The following is a 14,885-nucleotide window of genomic DNA, read 5'->3' as shown; positions in this document are numbered from 1 at the left end:
GGTGGGCCCACACGGACTCGAACCGTGGACCAAAGGATTATGAGTTCTCAATGTTACTAGCCCTTATCACCCTCCGCCGCAGCTGAAGGGATTTCAGAGTTCGCCGCTGGTGGAGTTTTCTTGGGCTTAAGCCTGTCAAGGGAGTCGCTTGCAAACTCCGTCACTTTATCAACAAACCCAGGAATTGTTTTAGCAGCATCTTTAACAACGTCAGAGGATAGTAATTCATGCCAAGGGCTGCCATAGCTTGCAGACTCAACCAATCGCAAAGGCTGCTCATCCAACCTAGACAAAGCTGACTGGAGAAGCTGAGACTCCAGATCAGGGTTGATTCTAGCGGCTTCACGTCTGTAGCCTTCATAAGCTCGGGAGATGGAGGCTTTAAAGGCATAATCCTCTGAAAGCCGGAATCTCTGTCCAATCTGCTTCGTGGCTAGCCAAGCGAACCATACTGGCCCACCGACTGACAGCACTGACAATACCAGATTGACACCGATGCTCAGCCCTTGCGCTTGTGGATTAGCAAGCACATCAGCTAGGTTTCTTAACTGCCATGAACCGAAGCCTCCGCCAATGAGAAGCGAGACGACCAAGCCGCCGACCCAGCCCCACATGGAGTTATCCAATGCTTTGGATCGCTCAGAAAAAGCAGCTGCCAACCCCAAACTAGTAGCTGAAGAGTAGGCAGATTCACAACGCTCCAAAATCTCTTTCGCTTCAGCTGCCCGGCGGATCATCTGTCGGTTGACATCCTCGGCACCACCCAGAATGCTTGCGAGAAGGGCCTTATCGCCTTCTGCCTTGGACAAAAGCTCAGATACTTTTTTCTGTGCCTCAGCTAAAGTTTCCAAATCAGTCGGGAGTTGGTCAGCGGCGTCATGGGCCTTTTCAATCCGCCCAACCATCTCGTCCAGCGTCTTTGTTCGCGGCGTCAACTCCCTGAGTCTCGTTTCTAACGAGCGAACCTGAACTGTTGCTTTCTTTACTGCCTGGGAATTTTTTAACGCCTGAGCCTTGAAGTCAACAAATAGCGGCGACAGAGATTTATCAACCGCATCCAGCGTGATGAGAAAAGCGGGGACAGCACTGGCTGCTTGCGAGACCAACTGCGGAATTGTGTGAGTTCGGAGAAACGTAAGCCGCTCAGCGAGCCCGGTAATTGCCGATGAGGATTCAGACGTAGGTTCAGCAGCATCTGCAACTCGCGCCCTGAGCTCAGTCGCACGGGTGATCAGATCCGCCTTTGACACCCCGGGAAATGACCAGTTGCCACTGCTTATGCTAAGCGGTGCTGCAGTTGTGATTGTGGATTTCAACAACTCTATGATCGCATCGAGTTCATCTACAACAGGATCAAGCAGACCGCTCATAAGCACCATCCTTGTCTAATAACTGCATCCTCCCTGCGCCCATGAAGATATCCATGCGCAAGGAAAACGGTTGGAGCCTACTGAGAATATGGCGTCCCGGGCAGGAATTTAGCCGGCAACCTTCCTCAAAGGAGAGTGAAGACGGCAAACTCGCCTGGAAAATAAGTGATTTTCTGCTGTCACCATGCTGTCACGCAAGGCTGACAAAAAGGCGCTAAATCACTAGGTACGTTGATTTTATTGGTGCGGAGACAGGAATCGTATCAACACGAAAGAGGCTGAATTCAATGGGTATTGTTCTTCAGGGTATGACTCATTATCTCTAAAACTATCCTCAGCCTATTTCCAGGTGGCGAACCATCGTGAAAAAGCCCTGACTTGCGGCAGACCAGTCTGGAAGGAATTCAAAGTGCTACGCCGAGCCACCACCCACCTTCAGCAGGAGGGCGGTCATCAATAGCTGTCATTGCCGAGCTTATGCACTGCGCTGACAGTCGAATACGGTAAGTCCTAGGACGAATGACTCGATGGCTTCGATAGTCTGGGTCCGTTCGCCGTGCAGCAGCCTTGCAGCGGCATTCGCAATCGAGAGCTCGCCTTGAAGAGCGGCATCCACAAGTTGCAGGCCAGCCTCCTTGATGTCATCCGTGAGCGCCAAATTGCTCCAAGCCTCCCTCGCTTCGTCGAGAGTCTCGAAGATCGCCCGATAGATGCGTTCCTCCTCGGGCATCCTGGTTCCCTTGCTGCTCCAATACGCATCAATACCTTGGAGCTCTGCCAACGGGTTGGTGAGACGAGTAAATACGTTTAGCGAATCCAGCGGAGCTGCCTGGAGTCCTGCGGCGGCACACCAGGGTTGCGCCAGTTCATTTGGTAGGACCGGGAACAGACTGTCGAAGCCAGATGTAGCGAGATTCGTCAATCCGAGCTTGTTCATGACCGGCAGGACGCAAATCTTGCGCCCGTCATCAACGAGAGCGCGCCAGGCTGCCCAGCCACTCTCCAGGTCCACGCCTGTTCCATCGGTGTTCACAGGCAAAGTGACCAGCACATCCGCAGGCGGCCACACCTCGTGAATGGTAGCCTCAGACAGCAGATGAACGCCGATGCCAGGGCTTATTGCGGTCAACTCGGCCCTTAGTCTACCTTCCAAGTTATTGAACTCGGCCTCGCGATATCGGCGCGCGGCCAGTGCCGCTTTGCCAAGCGCACTTCCCTTTGGGGCCGTCTGGCAGCGGTGGGTGAGGAACGGGTGCAGCCCTTTTTTTTCAGACTCACCGGCCATCGTCTGAAACATTTCCACAAGGCGTCGTAGCTCATCCAACTCTTTCGGAGCCTCGATTGACAACACATCCCATGACTCCTCGGACGCCGCAATCGTGATGCTTTTCTGGAGGTCTGCAAGCCATCCCATGTAGGCCGGAGCACCCTGCGGCAGCGCAAGAAACCTCCGGACTAGGTCCGTGGAGCAACTGGACAGGATCGATGGCAGCCTCGACCAGCTCTGAACCTCAGCAGTTGGCTGCTCCTCCTGTGGCGCCACCAAGCTGATAGCAGCGTCGTATATGCGCCCCAAAACGTTGAGCGCCGTTGTATTGGTCTTCCCTCTGAATTGCCCGTCAAGCAGGGCTCTGAGGTTCGGGACGAGCAAATTGAGCAGATCCAGGCATTGCGCTAGATATGCGGTGTAGCTCTTAGCAGCCAATTCCGCGTTGAGAATGGCCAGCCACGCACGATTGCGGGCAACCTGTTCGGGCGCGGGAACGTTCGCCCTGGGCATGCGTTTGCAAGCAAGCGGGTAGCCTCCAATTGTGGACGGGACGATGCTCCCGTCAGCTCCGAGCGCGTTGCTGGAGACAATATCTGCTGCAGGTGTCAACGCCAGCAAGGTCTCACAAGTCTGATACACCTCGTGATTAAGGTCGGTTTGCACGGAGGTTGCTACGTACCAGAAGTCTGAGCGAACCTCTTTACCTTCCTCGCATGGGCTCAGGCGCGGTGCCTCAGCCCATGCCACATGGTCGGAGAAGCGCTGGAACAACACCTCTTGCCCTACTGCATCGACCCAACTGATCGCCAGCGCCCTGTCGACCCTTGCTGTAACTCTTAGTAGCGAAACTATGGCTTGAAAGTCCGTGTCGACAAGCGGGGGGGAAAATGTGGCCAGCTCCCTCAAGTGCGAAGCCGGGATGACTTGGCCGAGTAGCGAAGCCATGAGCCGGGTCAAGTCCCCCATGCTGCTCGCCGCCTGGAGCGTGCGGCGCAGATCGCTTGGAGCTAACCGAGCCAAAAAGCGAGCGGTCAAACCTGAAGCGATGACCTCAGTCCTGATTTCAGAAAAGCGTCGAGATACCGAGACTATCGGACCGATATCTGGTGGCTCGACGTCGCCAATTGCAAGTCCAGCAGGCGTCCCCAGCAACGACTTCGCCATCGCTAGTGCTTCGGCGGTCTGGAGCCATCGTCCGATCACCCGATGCGCGTTCGTGTGATCCAGCCCTGTCAGAATCGCGCTGAGGAGCGCCGTTGTAGGTGCTGCCTCCAATCTCAGTGCCAGGCCTTCAATTACCTCGTCATCGCATCCGTCGTGCCTAGAGAGCGTGCGCTCAAGGAACCGAGACATCTCGGATGCCGGCACCAGCCAAACTGCGGTTGCGACCGTAGTCGACAACAAGGGCGACGCGAATTCGTGAGACAGAAGAAGTAGCTCTGCAGATCTCAACTCATGCAGCCCCACGATCCTGCCGTCATGCGTGTCTTGAACCAGGTGCTCATCCTTGAGTCTGGTCAGCGCTAGCGAGACCGTAGTCGCTGGTTTGGACAAGACGCGAGGCAATTCTGACACATCGGCACCGCAACCGGCGGCGTTCACACAAGCCACCATCCTCAAGACATCCAGCTCGTCGTGTCGAGAGACGTCGTTCATCCGCGCAGCAATCTGCGCGTGCAGCGTCTCGCTCAATCGATGCCCCTGAGTAAGCACGTGGGTGTACTCAAGTAGGTGGCCAGCCGCAAGCGCCCAAGGTTCTCGCCATCCTTGCCAAGCGGTTTGCCCTCTATCCCTCAACTCTCGCCACACTCGTTCAGCAAGAGTGTCGTCACCCTGCACTTTGACCTGGGCAGCGCTACGGTTATCTACCAGCGGATAGCGATCCTCTTCTCGTACAGATGCCAAAAGCAGCAGCCCAGGAGTGCGATTTACCTCCGCAGTCAACGCGGTCCAACCCTCCGAGAACCCTCGGCCCACGTCATCGATGATGAAGCCGACGGGCGCATCTGCAGTCGCTCGTCTGGAGCGCGCAAGCTGCACAAGTGACGCAACTGCTGCCGGCGGCAGACGATGAACCTGAAACCAACGCACTGCGTGGCGACTGGCATACGCGGCTTCCCAAAGGACTGCTGACTTTCCTGAGCCGGAAGCACCGTGAATGAGCGCGTTTCTTCGACTTTCCAGTCCTTGGAGAACGGCTGCACGGAGCTCAGGGCGTTCTACAACAAGTCCTGCGGCTACATGTGATGCCTGCGCATCGACACCTAGGTAGAACAGCGGATCCTCATCAGGGGTCAGGAAGTCCACAGCTGAACACAAGCCCTCGATTAGCGCTGCCTCGACTAGCGCCGAGCTCAAAAGCGGCTGTAGCGCGTCGAACCGCTGCTGAACATCAGATACGGCAAGCCCAAGATAAGCATTCTCCGCTCGAGTGCCGTTGTCATCAGAGAGGTGTCCCACCACGCCCAGGAGGTCCGCGAAGTACATCTCGGCTTCGAAGGCGGTACAGGCCTGTCTAGCCGAAATCTGGGCTACTGCGCTTCCGCGAGGGTCAGGCAGCACAAGCACCTTGGTTCGGGCAATGAGGCCAGCCAGCCCCTTGCGTCCCTTCAGCTCGGCTACGACGCTCGGATAGGCGGAAAGCTCTTGCAACTGGCGGAAGGCAGTGCGGCGCTCACCAACATTGCTCTCGAGCACCAGCAAAAATTGGTCGTCAGGATGAAGCCCTTTTCCGTCCCACATTTTCATGACGAAGCCCGCCACGGAGCGAGCTGAAAACGGGCCCATGTGATTGCGTCGTGACTTGACCTGCGCGAGCGTTCTAGCGCGGGCCGTCCGGAGCTCAAGATCGTCCCCCCCTTCAGGGACGACGTTGCCGTATCCAAAACGACCGACAAAGCCTTCTACGGCAAGGCTTGCCGCAACCGCATCCTGATAGCGGAACCCACGTCCCGCATGAGAGCCAGCTCTTGTCGCCAAACCAAACCTCCCTTTTCGATGGCCAAGAAATTCGTCGCGCATTAGCTCCAAGCGTTGACTCGAGGACGATATCTCGTGAAGACATTAGTCCCGGCAATGCTAGTTATGAAACAGGGCTGTGCGAGGGAATATGATCTCGTACAGCCCTGAATCCACACTGTGAGCTGACTCTGCCTACTCATGTCAAGCGTCGAACGGGAGTTTACCCGCTAAAGGTCTGTCACTCTTTTAAACAGCTGCCGGGCATGGATAATCGAGTCCCTGCCGTTCATGCCACGCTTTCGAAGAGCTGTAAATCTCAGTTTTTAAGTAGTCTTGATAACTGAATGACTGTCGCAGGATTGGCTCGATTTGCGCAGCACAGATACCTTTGCTTGGTCCTAAAACCGAGGCTAATCCTCCGCAGAGTACATCCACTGCGTCGTGACCACGCACGTAGTGCCACGGTGGAGCATCGGGTAGGTTTTCGATAACTAATTTTAGATCTTCGACTGTGTTACATACGCCCAGCTGGACTGCTCGGGCTAGAACCGCATCTTCGTCATAAGTCCAATTTTTCTTGAAGAACTGAATTGGCTTGAGCTCTTTAAGCTTTACTTTGGAAGTTAAGCTGTTGGCTGCGCGAATTTTGCCGAATATCATTGCTCGGTTCAATACGGCGTCAATGACTGATCCATTCATCATTTTAAACTGAGCAATGGCATTAACATTGCCATATTCTGCCAGAACGTTTTCTATACAGTTTGCTCGAAGGAGTACACCCTCAAGGTCTCTCGGCTCTGTCGAAATGACGTTATCCGGAAGCAAGTAGCCTGTCAGCCAGTCATAGTCATTGTCAACAATCCCCATAACCCTAATATGCTGGAGTGATTTTATGGAGTTGATCCGCTTAACAATCTCAATAAGCTTATACTTCCCATTACACTCGATGAGGGTTGTATGGCCGCTTACTTTAGGCTTAAAAAACTTAATATCTGTCACGCCTTCCAGCAACCAGAATATTGATTTTGGCTCCGTAGCCATTGTCATATTCATTTCGGATATAATATCCCCAACATCCCTAGCGCAAATCATTCGCCACGATCTCCATCGTCTAGCGCTTGCATGATTTCATAATGATCACCCACAATGAATGGAGAGTGAGTTGCGACCAAAGCGTCAAATCCTACAATGCTAGATACGTACTTCAGGTCTTCGATGAAAGTTTTTTGCCAGGCAACATGAAGAGAAATCTCCGGCTCATCGATAAGCAAGAGAGTATTAGCAGGGGTTTTAAATAGTAACTCGTAGGTTATGACAATCTCATGTTGTTCTCCCGACGATAGCGCATCGATAGGTATTGGCTTCCCATGAAAAGCATCAAGCACGACCAGTCCTTCGTCCTTTCGGATTGCTAGTCTTTTGTTCGTGAATTTACCCCCAATTAACTTTAACAACGCCGAGCAGCGGATTGCCAACTCGTTGAAAGCATCTAGTTTTTTTTCACTGTCTTGGACAAACAAACTAATTGCTTCAAGCTTTGCATCAGATAGTGCATCAATATCTGATGGAAGTATTGGCCCTTCAAGGGTGGCCAGAAGTCCAATGTTACTCAGCTGCGCTTGCCGGGTCTCATAACGCTTTAGTCGATCTTTGACTTCCGGAGTGCTGTATCTGGTTTGGCTTTCCATGATCAAGCGGTGGGGAAAGGTTTGATCTAGCTCTTGAGCGCGCTTAGCATAGTCAGCGTTGACGATCTTAATCTGCTTGACCATGTCGATGGCGCAGTCTAAAACCTTTGCACCATTCTTATCGTCAATACTTAAGCCAGATAGTCGATGAGTATCGATGATTTTTACGCTGAAAGTATTTCGGATATTGTCAAAAAAAGCAGTATTGCTTTTCTTCTTTTTCTTAGTGCCGGGCAGATATTCCGCAATGACATCTTGGGCTTCGACTAGAGTCCCATCACGAAGATCTTGCCACAAGCCTTTTCGTATTTTACTTAGCCACGGCTTACCCTCTGCAATATTTTCAGAAAACTCGAGCATTTTTGGATCGAGCACTTGAGCATGCTCAACTGAACCATCAGGCCGACGAAAAGTTATGTCGACAGGGCCAGAAAAACTCGGCTTACCGTCCTCAGTTGCCCGAGGCGGTCTTTCCGCTGAAATTATGAGCCCATTATCCATTTCTATCCGGCAGAGTCGAAATGGAATTTTCGATAGCCCCTCAAGATCCCAGTCAAAAATAAATTTTAGACATTTAAGGACGGCTGTTTTACCGACTCCATTTGCCCCATGAATAATGGTAAGCCCATCACCATCTAGATAAATACGGTGATTATAAATTCCATAAAGTTTGGAAAGATAAATTTCTTTGACACGCATGAGCCACCATCAGATAACAGTCCCTTGTGCGCGATGATTGCATATTGCCATCGCAAGTGGAAGTGGTGCTCGATGTATTTTGATCATGGTGCCGGAAATTCATGATTGTCGTGTCTTCGGGGATCGGAGCGCTGAGCGTCAGGCGAGCAAACTGGCGCATCGAAGTGATCTCGTACAGCGCCTCTTCCATGGCTGGGTCGCTCAACGAGAACCAGTTCTGCAGCAGATGAACAAGCAGCATGGTTTCCAATGGGTACGGCTTGCGACCACCGCCGGCCTTTGAGTAATGCGGCTCGATCAATGCCACCAAACCGCTACACGGCACCACCTGCTCCATCTCAGCCAGGAAACGCTCGCGACGGGTTTGCTTGCGCTTACCGGCGTACTCAAAATCGGAAAAGCTCATCTGACTCATGGGATAGAGGGCTTGTAGAGGGGTGTTGGACGGAGGGCTATTTCAGCACAGGTCAGACGGCCTGTGCTGACTTGAACGGAGAATCCCTAACGGCCAGGAGAAGACAGTGATCAAGCAGCACTATTCGTTCAGTAAGATAAGATGCGTGAAGGTTGGAAGTGTAGGAGCCTTCCGCCACCCAGCAAAATCATTTGAAAGCCGAATATGTCTATGAAATAAAATTCGGCTTTGACAGAACCGATCCGAATAATACGGTTCCTGTGACATGGATTCCCCAACTTAAAGCGCAGGAGTTACGAACGAGAAAACGAAGAGCAAACAGGGAGTAGTCCCTGACGAGTAACTACCTTACTGCTTGCTCTCTTATTAGGGGCGCTGTCGCCCGACAAGAACTTATACATTTATATACAATATAAACACTCATACATAGAAAATAAACTGCCGCTTAATATTTTATCTTGCGCATTGTAAATTATAATTTTGCCGAGTCTATTGATCATGAATGACGAAGAAATCAGAATCAGAATTAAAGAGCACTTCCGAAGCGCTTGCAAAAACTTAGACAGGAGGCGTTACTTACAGGAAAGTGCGTACGTGGATGCATTTATTGCGAGGCTTGATGGAACGCTATATATTGGAAAAGACAATGGCTTCATACAATTTACGCCTACGATTATTGCTGATCGCGGTGCGGGGTCTGCAGAAAGCAAATATGGCGCCGACTTTGCGATCGTATTTCAGAGTAAAGCAGTGGAGCGCCCGATAAATAAAGCCATTATTTCTCAAGCAAAAAATGGCTCGATAGATAATCTGTCAAAATCTGAAAATACTCGATTAATTGATCAGTGCAAAAAGATGGCCCGCATTACAAATAGCTACATTATACTTGAGGCGCCAAATATCAGTGGCGCAATGCCAACGGTTAAAATTGGCGACCCTGCAACGGAGCTATGGCAAAAAGATAGCATAGATTTTGATGACTATTTTTTAGATCAAATTTTGTCTTGTATTCACGGGGACGTAAGAGATAGCTTCATTGAGGGTGTTGCCTGCAGCAAGCTTTCCGGAATTAAGATTGATGTCAATGGCCTCGAGTACACACCAGAAACAAAACCTAGAAAAAAACGCACTAAAAGCCAAAAAAACAATAATGATAGCAAGGGCATGGAATACTAACACTGATCAATCATGAGTAATTTATTACTCTGATCGTCATTTGAGATCTTTAGACTGGCCTCGGCGCTTATAGAAAGTCCTTTTTATTCGACAGAAAGATCTGCATGTTTTATTTTTAGACCGCCTTTATTAAGTTTAGAGTCAAGCTCAAGAAACCCAAGAAAAATGGAATTTGGCGAAATCTAAAATAATGGTGGTCTAACCTCGAATTTCGCTAAAACAGACCCACCACGTAACAAAAGCCTGAATAACAAATTAAAGCCAGCACCATGACCGGAAATAATTACTTTTAAAAAATGGTGACAGGACACAGGTTAAGCCACAACTTATGGCGGCCGAAAGGTAGTACTGGAACACTTCGCTGACTCCAGTGCTTGTAAAAAACTTGAATATTTAGATGGCATTCACTAGTATCACTCTAAATATCGCAAAGATAAATAGAATTTTTAACAGTGCACGGATTGATTTCAGCAAACTGGCAATAGATTGTAGTGTCGACGCCAATTACATCATTGGAGAGTTCTCCATAGATTCTTTGGAAATATAAATCGACACTTAATAAAACAAGTCGACCTGGTAGGTTCTATCTCTGCGCGCAGAGTGCATTCCCGGCAAACTTTTACAGTTTCCAGATTATACTTTCTCCTTTGACCTATGAAAAATGGAGCCGACTGGCTCCCTCTTCACTACTGAGAGCTCATAGATAACTTTAAGTGGTCGGCCATCCAGCACGCAAGGCCGCCCCTGTGAATGAATTTCAGGTTATAAGGCGAGCGAGCGTGCTTCTCCCAGTATTTTAAGCTTACAGACATATCTCTGTAGTACGTAAGCTGGCCGTTATCTTTGCAAATAAACGGAACGCAATACACACCTATGACCATAACGGTACTGCAATAAACATACTCTTCTCTTATACTTTTAGTGACCTCATCAGATGCATGCTGCAAATAGCCTTTGACCTCATCCATACTCGACTTAATGAGACCACCCTCGAAATGCTGCCAAATCAATCGCGTTATATCAACGGCCACTATACCTACATCGTTCTCGCCACATCTAACTTCGATTTGGTCATATGCTTCCTTTAAATTTGCCTCTAGCTTTTTTGTACTTGTTACTCGCTTACACTCAACGTAGCCGGTTCGACCACCGGGCAACTCGAATTTGAAGTCTGCCGTGGTATCAAACCCAATCTTTGCGCCTGCCCTTGAGAAGACTTCTGCCATTTGCAACTCAAAGATAAAGTTTCGACTATTTTCAGACGCCCCTATTTTCTCATCCTTAAGATATTTCGATCCATTCATAAGTTTTCCGAGGCCAACATTAGAGAGAGAATCATTATCGGAAAACCCTAAATACACGCGATACAGTGTATCCATTTCCGACAAACCCCAAACTGATTCCTTGGAGTATTCACCCTCATCAAACTCGCCTATTTCTCTCATTATGGCTCCATAACGGGAGTTGTTTACATTGAAGCCCAAGTCTTTAAGCCACTGCAAGGCTGGCAAGTAGTCTTTATGAGAAAACTCAGAATAGCGAATTATGTTCTCTGTAACTCTTTCCATGTTTTTTCGCATCGAGTCCAAAATAGCATCATAGTGAATCAGTGCAGAACTCAACAAGCACAATTCAAGTCGCCATACCAGAAGGCATTATATGCGAGCAATTCTCATTTGTGACGTAGTGATATGGAGTGGAGAGTCGTTGAGCTCCACTCCGTCACGGGGTGTGCTTTGGGATCATCAATGTGGTGACGATGGATGGGGTGTTCAGCGACTGTCCACGACAAACCGCTTTTCATAATCGCCGATGGTCGTTGGGAGTAGATAGAAACGACTTGCGAGTGTTCGCTCTTGGCCGGGAGCAGACACTCGCAGCGTGTCTAAGCTACCTGAAGCGATTCAGTCCGTTGAACTCGGCCAGTTGCGAAACTGGCTAATGCCCCCCCTCGCTCGAAACAAATCCCGTCTCCTCTACCTCTTCCGTCAGCATAAACAGTACGTCGAGCGGTAACTCCTGGCCTGCATGCCTTAACTCTGCCTTCAACCGGCACAGCTGGTCGCCGGCCGGCCCAACAATCAAGATATCAAAATCGCTGCCTACACCGATCAGCGATGAGCCAAACATGAAGGACTAGAAGTCTCTCAGTGATTGGCTGGTTTGAAACAAGCCATCGCGTCTACCCACCAATGCCATGTCAGTCACCTCATCTACCGTTCTCCAATCCTCGCCCCACGTCATCCCGCCAAGAATGCTGAGTGTTATCAGGGATCAAGGCCCCTGCGACCTGTGGGGAATGTCCACTACGCGGGACTGGCGGCTCCTTACATCCGGGAGCGAGGGCATCTCATGATCTGGCCTCCTGAACACCGTTACCGGTGGGCGGGTGGAGGCAGCACTGGCCGACGAGACCAGCGCCTGAAGATCCTGAGCCATGTGCAGGCAGCAATGCGATGACCGGGGCATGCCTGACTGTCAATCAGGTGCAGTCCATTCCTTGGTCTGCGGCACCATCATCTACAGCGCTGTTGCTGGTGACATCGGCGTTTGTCACGCCGGTTGTCACGAGGGGGAATGCCGCAAAGCCTTGTGCGATCAGGGCTGGAGCAGTGTTAGAAGTGCCCGTCTCTTTCCAGAAGAAAGAGACGGGCACAGGTTGGCGCAATATTCGGCCAGGCGGATAGGTTGCTGCAGGGCAGTTAGGTACGGGGTATCGGCGCATGAGCGCCATATGTGTAAGAGCATCCATCACATGGGTAGTGACCGGGCGAGCTGCCGGATGCGAATCGCCCTTGGGGAGAGCCACCGCCAGAGCGGCGTGACCTTTAAGGCTCGGGTCACCTGGAGTGCTGTCAACGACAGCCTTTGCACTGTCTTTTCTACGCCCGCAATCCGAGGGGGTCAAGCGACTCGCTTGCAGGATTTTGTGGTTGAAAATGGCATGGGGCGTGTACGGAATCCCGTGGTTTCCAGTGACCGATTTGGTGTTTTTGATTTTTTAGGTGAGGTCCATCCAAACAGGGCGGCTTTGCAGCCCTGTTTGGATGGACCCGCATGGAAAGCAAATCACCGAACTTTCAAAGCCGTGCGCTCACTCGACTGCGCCACGCCTTGCTCTAAGGCTCGATACGTTTGCCCCGGACTGAGTCGCGAACTCATGCGGCGAGATATGCTCCTGCCGGTTCGCTTCGAGGTAACGACTCCACCAACTCATGATCAATCGCCGTTCCTCCAGGAACTCGGCCTTGTGGATATACGCCGCCCGAACGTTATTGCGCTCCCTGTGGCTCATCTGCCGCTCAATAGCCGTCTCTGACCACAGCCCGGATTCGACCAAGGCACTGCACGCCATGGATCGAAAGCCATGCCCGCAGATTTCGGTCTTGGTGTCATAGCCCATGTTCCGCAAAGCGCTGTTGACCGTGTTCTCGGACATAGGCTTCCACGAGCGAGCGTCACTGGTGAACACCAGATCGAAGTACCCCGTGATCGCATGAATCTGTTCGAGCAACACCACCGCTTGCGGTGACAGAGGGACAAGATGGATGTCACCTGCCATCTTCGTCCCTCGTGTCGAATACGGGACGCCGTCCAACGCGGGCCGCGTATCAGGTATCTCCCATATACCGCGCTTCAGGTCGAATTCACTCCAGCGTGCGAAGCGCAATTCGCTGGACCGAACAAACACATGCAGCGACAGCATGACTGTCAGCCGAGTGAGCGTGCGTCCCTTGTAGTTCTCGATGCGGTCCATCAACTCAGGCAAACGAGAGAGCGGGAGTGCAGGCCGGTGAGTAACCCGTGGTGCGCTGATGAAACCCTCAAGGTCATATGCAGGGTTCACCGTGATCAGCCGCAGCCGCTTCGCCTCACGCATGATGCTTTGGAGGTAGTTTTGTACCCTCAAAGCCACATCGATCGTGCCACGTTTCTTGATCGCCTCAAGCGGCTGCATGAGATCGAAGGTATCCAGATCAACGATGGCGCGTGCGCCTAGCAGCGGGAATACGTGAGTCTTCAAACGACTCAGCACGGTCCTGGAATGGCCAGGCGCCCACTTCACGGACATTTCCTTATGCCAGTCCAAGGCAACGCGCTCGAATGTGTGGCCTCTGACAACCGCCTCGGCCTTGGCCTGTTGCTTGGATTCAATCGGATCAATGCCCTCAGCCAGCATCCGCTTGGTCTCCAGACGCTTCTGCCGAGCATCTGCGAGACCAATGACGGGATAGTTGCCAAACGAGGTCAGCCCCTCTCGCCCATCCGGTTTCACATACCGAAAGCGCCAGCCTTTGCGGCCATTGGGGTAAACGAGGAGGTAAAGACCGTCACCGTCGAAAAGCTTGTAGGGGCGGTCAGTAGGCTTGGCCGAGCGGCATGCGGTGTCAGTCAGGGGAGCAGTAGTACGAGCCATAAGGGTAAACCCCTTTATCGAATCGACTTTATCCCAAACGTTACCCCTAAATCGGCTGGCAGCTGTCGGATTCCGACGGAACGCCATAACGAAAAAACCCGCCAGAAGGCGGGTTTTACGGGGGTTCCAGAGATTTTGGTAGCCTTCGCTGGAACCTGAACTGGTGCCGGAGACAGGAATCGAACCTGCGACCTTCGCGTTACGAGTGCGCTGCTCTACCGACTGAGCTACACCGGCGTGTAGCGCAACGTACCACTGCCGCACCCGCCGCGTAAACCCCTGTTTCCCCGGCCTTATTCCCCTTCCCTCAGAGCGCTTTGCAGCCCTTCGGCGCGAGGTCTTCCTCGATATTGGTAGTGCAGGCCCAACCAGCAGGCGAGCGGGTCAGGGTCAGGCTCTTGCCCACCGCATTGGCCGGTGCATCAACCAAGGTGCACACAATCGTTCCAGTTCCGTCCGCCGCCTTGCTGCTGACCGTGATCGCACAGTTCGCCGTAGCCGGCTGGCCACCCAACTCAGCCACACTCCCCACATCCTTGCCTTCATTCAACCGCAGCTCCATCGCCGTCTTCAGCGCGCTGATCTCCAGCAACCCGGCTGCAGCCTTGGTGCGGGACTGGTGGTTGGTGTACATCGGTAAGGCGATGGTCGCCAGAATGCCGATGATCGCGACGACGATCATCAGTTCGATCAGGGTGATACCGCGTTGCCCTTTCATGAACGTTTTCCTTTTTGATACGTGTACTCGTGGAGGTCAGGCTCGCCCCCAACTGGCAGCGGCGCAGTAGGCCTGAACAGACACCTTTTGTCACCCCTGCCCGCCAGGGCGTCATCTTCGCTGAACTACTCTAGTGAGCATCACGGACGCACGCCCGCTCATGGACGCGAC

The 14,885-nt window shown here is 51.9% G+C and carries 8 protein-coding genes, 1 tRNA gene and 1 pseudogene; 1 reads left to right on the top strand and 9 read right to left on the bottom strand.

Annotation, left to right across the window (positions count from 1 at the left end; genetic code table 11):
- Positions 1-56: 56 nt before the first annotated feature.
- From ABE528_RS17540 to ABE528_RS17520, 5 genes and pseudogenes are all read right to left on the bottom strand, one after another.
- The gene (locus ABE528_RS17540; protein WP_346653635.1) at positions 57-1,370 is read right to left on the bottom strand and encodes a hypothetical protein; all 1,314 of its coding nucleotides are present in this window, start codon (positions 1,368-1,370) and stop codon (positions 57-59) included.
- A gap of 475 nt (positions 1,371-1,845) precedes the next feature.
- Positions 1,846-5,661, bottom strand: a complete 3,816-nt coding sequence (locus ABE528_RS17535; RefSeq protein WP_346653634.1) for a hypothetical protein — start codon at positions 5,659-5,661, stop codon at positions 1,846-1,848.
- 186 nt (positions 5,662-5,847) lie between these two features.
- On the bottom strand, positions 5,848-6,642 hold the full coding sequence (locus ABE528_RS17530; RefSeq protein ID WP_346653633.1) for a DUF4435 domain-containing protein: 795 nt from the start codon (positions 6,640-6,642) through the stop codon (positions 5,848-5,850).
- 47 nt (positions 6,643-6,689) lie between these two features.
- The gene (locus ABE528_RS17525) at positions 6,690-7,988 is read right to left on the bottom strand and encodes an AAA family ATPase (RefSeq protein ID WP_346653632.1); all 1,299 of its coding nucleotides are present in this window, start codon (positions 7,986-7,988) and stop codon (positions 6,690-6,692) included.
- 91 nt (positions 7,989-8,079) lie between these two features.
- Positions 8,080-8,403, bottom strand: a pseudogene (locus tag ABE528_RS17520) (transposase); the annotation flags it as partial.
- Between the two features lie 498 nt (positions 8,404-8,901).
- On the opposite strand from ABE528_RS17520, the gene ABE528_RS17515 reads away from it, so the two are divergent.
- Complete coding sequence (locus tag ABE528_RS17515) at positions 8,902-9,579, top strand: hypothetical protein (protein WP_346653631.1); 678 nt, start codon at positions 8,902-8,904, stop codon at positions 9,577-9,579.
- A gap of 686 nt (positions 9,580-10,265) precedes the next feature.
- Here the strand turns inward: ABE528_RS17515 and ABE528_RS17510 are convergent.
- The 4 genes from ABE528_RS17510 to ABE528_RS17495 form a co-directional block, all read right to left on the bottom strand.
- Positions 10,266-11,201, bottom strand: coding sequence for a hypothetical protein (locus ABE528_RS17510; protein ID WP_346653630.1), 936 nt, complete (start codon positions 11,199-11,201; stop codon positions 10,266-10,268).
- Between the two features lie 1,472 nt (positions 11,202-12,673).
- Positions 12,674-13,996, bottom strand: coding sequence for an integrase arm-type DNA-binding domain-containing protein (locus ABE528_RS17505; RefSeq protein ID WP_346653629.1), 1,323 nt, complete (start codon positions 13,994-13,996; stop codon positions 12,674-12,676).
- A 161-nt stretch (positions 13,997-14,157) separates the two neighbouring features.
- Positions 14,158-14,233 (bottom strand) — tRNA-Thr (locus ABE528_RS17500).
- A 70-nt stretch (positions 14,234-14,303) separates the two neighbouring features.
- Positions 14,304-14,714: a pilin gene (locus tag ABE528_RS17495; protein WP_346653628.1), complete on the bottom strand. Its 411-nt coding sequence runs from the start codon at positions 14,712-14,714 to the stop codon at positions 14,304-14,306.
- Between the last annotated feature and the right edge of the window lie 171 nt (positions 14,715-14,885).

It is taken from the genome of Pseudomonas sp. TWI628, from assembly GCF_039673865.1.
Taxonomy (GTDB): Bacteria; Pseudomonadota; Gammaproteobacteria; order Pseudomonadales; family Pseudomonadaceae; genus Aquipseudomonas.
Note: the sequence above shows the minus strand (reverse complement) of the source record. Positions and strands in the feature narration are given on the sequence as shown.

Coding starts and splice junctions, on each gene's coding strand:
- ABE528_RS17540 (WP_346653635.1), bottom strand. CDS start 1,370: ATGAGCGGTCTGCTTGATCCTGTTGTAGATGAACTCGATGCGATCATA.
- ABE528_RS17535 (WP_346653634.1), bottom strand. CDS start 5,661: ATGCGCGACGAATTTCTTGGCCATCGAAAAGGGAGGTTTGGTTTGGCG.
- ABE528_RS17530 (WP_346653633.1), bottom strand. CDS start 6,642: ATGGCTACGGAGCCAAAATCAATATTCTGGTTGCTGGAAGGCGTGACA.
- ABE528_RS17525 (WP_346653632.1), bottom strand. CDS start 7,988: ATGCGTGTCAAAGAAATTTATCTTTCCAAACTTTATGGAATTTATAAT.
- ABE528_RS17515 (WP_346653631.1), top strand. CDS start 8,902: ATGAATGACGAAGAAATCAGAATCAGAATTAAAGAGCACTTCCGAAGC.
- ABE528_RS17505 (WP_346653629.1), bottom strand. CDS start 13,996: ATGGCTCGTACTACTGCTCCCCTGACTGACACCGCATGCCGCTCGGCC.
- ABE528_RS17495 (WP_346653628.1), bottom strand. CDS start 14,714: ATGAAAGGGCAACGCGGTATCACCCTGATCGAACTGATGATCGTCGTC.